Source organism: Bacillota bacterium, from assembly GCA_036504675.1.
GTDB lineage: Bacteria > Bacillota > Sulfobacillia > JAJYWN01 > JAJZPE01 > DASXUT01.
Map to the genome: position 1 here is coordinate 1 of DASXUT010000157.1, position 3,060 is coordinate 3,060.

Sequence of the window (3,060 nt, forward strand, 5' to 3'; positions counted from 1 at the left end):
CGTACGCCCAGGGCCTCGATGATCGGAGCCAGGCTAACCCGGCCCAGGAGGACCCGGGCCCAGCCCCGGCCGGGCAACAGGTACCTCGGGACGAAGCCGGGCCGGCCGAGGTCGCCGCGGGTCAGGAAGTTGGCCCGCCGCCCCACCCCACGGGGACCACTGATCAGGTAGATCAGACCGCCGGCGATGGGCCCGTCCCAATCGCTCTGGTGGTTGATGACTACCAGCGTTCCGGGCAGGTGCTGATACCGCTCCCTGGCCAGGACGGCGAAGCGGAAGAGGACCCTGGCAATGACGGCGAAGAGGTAGGAAACCAGGGTCCGGACCACGGGTACGCCTACCCTGACGGGCCAGAGCGGCCCTTCTCCCGGCGTGCCTTCCATGGGTCTCCCCCCAGGGCCGCAAGGCCCGGTTTCCCCGTTCCCGGCGACCCCATGAATCAACCCGTCAATTCCATTCAATACCACGAAGACCCTCGCCCGTCAACAGGCTATGTGGCCCCCGGCGGGACATGGGCGACGAGGCCAAAGAAAATGGGAACCCCAATCCGGGGTTCCCGCTCTTTAGCGTCAGCTTTGGTCAGGAAGGGACGGCTTTCAATAATCCATCCCGCCGCCACCCGGCGGATAGGGCGGAGCCGGGGGCTCCTTCTTGGGAATCTCGGCGATTAAGGCCTCGGTGGTCAGAGCCAGGGAGGCGATGGAGGCGGCGTTGGAGAGGGCGTGGCGGAGAACCTTCACCGGGTCGACGATGCCCGCCTTGACCAGGTCGACGTACTCCATGGTCACGGCGTCGAGGCCGATGCCCTTCTTTTTCTGGGTCTTGACGTGCTCGACGGCGACCGAACCCTCGAGCCCGGCGTTATTGGCGATCTGCCGCAGGGGCTCTTCGAGGGCCCGCTTGACGATGTTCACGCCGAGCTTCTCTTCACCCTCGCTCTCGATCTTGTCGAGGGCCGGGATGATGTTGATGAGGGTGGTGCCGCCACCGGCGACCACGCCTTCCTCAACCGCGGCGCGGGTGGCCGAGAGGGCGTCCTCGACGCGGTGCTTCTTCTCCTTCAGCTCGGTCTCGGTCGAGGCGCCGACCTTGATGATGGCCACGCCGCCGGCCAGCTTGGCCAGGCGCTCCTGAAGCTTCTCGCGGTCGTAGTCGGAGTCGGTGTCCTCGATCTGCTTGCGGATCTGGCCCACCCGGGCTGCGATATCGGCCTTCTTGCCCTTGCCCTCGACGATGGTCGTCTTCTCCTTGTTCACCCGGACCCGGTTGGCCTGGCCGAGCATGCGGAGGTCGACCTTCTCGAGCTTGATGCCCAGGTCTTCGCTGATGAAGGTACCGCCGGTGAGGATGGCGATGTCCTCCATCATGGCCTTGCGCCGGTCGCCGAAGCCGGGGGCCTTGACGGCGCAGCAGTTGAGGGTTCCACGGATCTTGTTGACCACCAGGGTGGCCAGGGCCTCGCCCTCGATGTCCTCAGCGATGATGACCAGCGGCCTACCGGTCCGGGCAATCCCCTCCAGCATAGGGAGGAGGTCGGCGATGGCCGAGATCTTCTTCTCGTAGATGAGGATGTAGGGGTTTTCGATGTTGGCTTCCATCGACTCGGCGTTGGTCACGAAGTAGGCGGACGTGTAGCCGCGGTCGAATTCCATGCCCTCGACGACCTCGACGGTCGTCGCCGTGCCCTTGGACTCCTCGACGGTGATGACGCCGTCCTTGCCGACCTTGTCCATGGCCTCGGCGATCAGCTCGCCGATGCTGCTGTCGTTACCGGAGATGGCCCCGACGTGGGCGATGTCTTCCTTGCCCTCGACCGGGATGGAGGCCTTCTTGATTTCCTCGACGGCGACGTCGACGGCGCGGTCGATCCCCTTCTTGAGGAAGATCGGGTTGGCCCCGGCGGCCACGTTCTTCAGGCCCTCGAGGACGATGGCCTGGGCCAGGACGGTGGCGGTGGTGGTGCCGTCACCGGTGACGTCATTGGTCTTCGAGGCGACTTCCCGGCACAGTTGGGCCCCCATGTTCTCATAGGGGTCTTCGAGTTCGATCTCCTTGGCCACGGTGACGCCGTCCTTGGTGATGACCGGCGACCCGAACTTGCGGTCGAGAACGACGTTGCGTCCCTTCGGCCCGAGGGTCACCTTGACGGCGTTGGCCACGGCATTGACGCCCTTCTCCAAATGTTTGCGGGCTTCGGTACCATAGGCGATCATCTTAGCCGGCATTCTAGTGGTTCACTCCCTTCCGGATCATTAGGGCCGCGCGCGGCCCGGCTATTTCTTCGAGGACTTGACGGCGAGGATGTCGCTCTCCCTGAGGATCAAGAGCTCTTCGCCATTGACCTTGACCTCGGTCCCGCCGTACTTGGCGAAGACGACGATCTCCCCCACCTTGACCTCGGGAGCAACCTTCGTCCCGTTCTCCAGGATCCGGCCCGGACCGACTGCCTTGACCTCACCTTCCTGGGGCTTTTCCTTGGCCGTGTCCGGCAGGACGATGCCGCCCTTGGTCCGCTCCTCGGACTCGAGGACCTTGACGATGACCCGGTCAGCCAGCGGCTTTAGCAATTCTCTTCCCTCCTTTGCCTTGGTACATGGGTTTTTCCGAATACAGCAGCTTAGCACCCATTTGGGTGGCTCTTAGCACTCTCCCCGACTAAGTGCTAAACCTTCCATTAAACATGTTACCCAAACTTCCCTGCCTTGTCAACCCATGGCCGGGGCTTATTATTCCCGCCCCAGACGGGGCTATGACCATCTTTTCCATCGATTTCCGCCCCGCCCGCCCCGGGCGGGTCGAGGCGCCAAAAAAAGGACCCCCGCGGGGGTCCGTCTTCGGCCGATCCGGGCGCGTCAAGCGCTTGGGCCCGCCCCGCTTGCGGCGGCCGTGCCGTCGTGCCTACCGCTCTCCCCCGCCCCGCCGGCCCCGCCCGATGTGCAGCGGCCGCAGGACGGCCACGACGTAACGCCCGACGATGGGGATGCGGCCGAACTCCTCGTCGTCCAGCCCGCCGACGGCGATGAGGACGATGAAGTAGACCGCCGCCGCCAGGCCGACGGC

3 protein-coding genes are annotated in these 3,060 nt (G+C 64.9%); all 3 read right to left on the reverse strand.

The features are described from left to right. The coding region (locus tag VGL40_12115) for a hypothetical protein (GenBank protein HEY3316007.1) at positions 1–383 on the reverse strand (383 nt) is incomplete at its 3' end. A gap of 213 nt (positions 384–596) precedes the next feature. Continuing rightward, on the reverse strand, positions 597–2,225 hold the full coding sequence (gene groL / locus VGL40_12120) for a chaperonin GroEL (GenBank protein HEY3316008.1): 1,629 nt from the start codon (positions 2,223–2,225) through the stop codon (positions 597–599). Between the two features lie 48 nt (positions 2,226–2,273). Further along, positions 2,274–2,567 carry a co-chaperone GroES gene (gene groES, locus VGL40_12125; protein HEY3316009.1) on the reverse strand — a complete coding sequence of 98 codons (294 nt, stop codon included), beginning with the start codon at positions 2,565–2,567 and terminating at the stop codon, positions 2,274–2,276. Positions 2,568–3,060: the final 493 nt, after the last annotated feature.

Coding starts and splice junctions, on each gene's coding strand:
- groL (HEY3316008.1), bottom strand. CDS start 2,225: ATGCCGGCTAAGATGATCGCCTATGGTACCGAAGCCCGCAAACATTTG.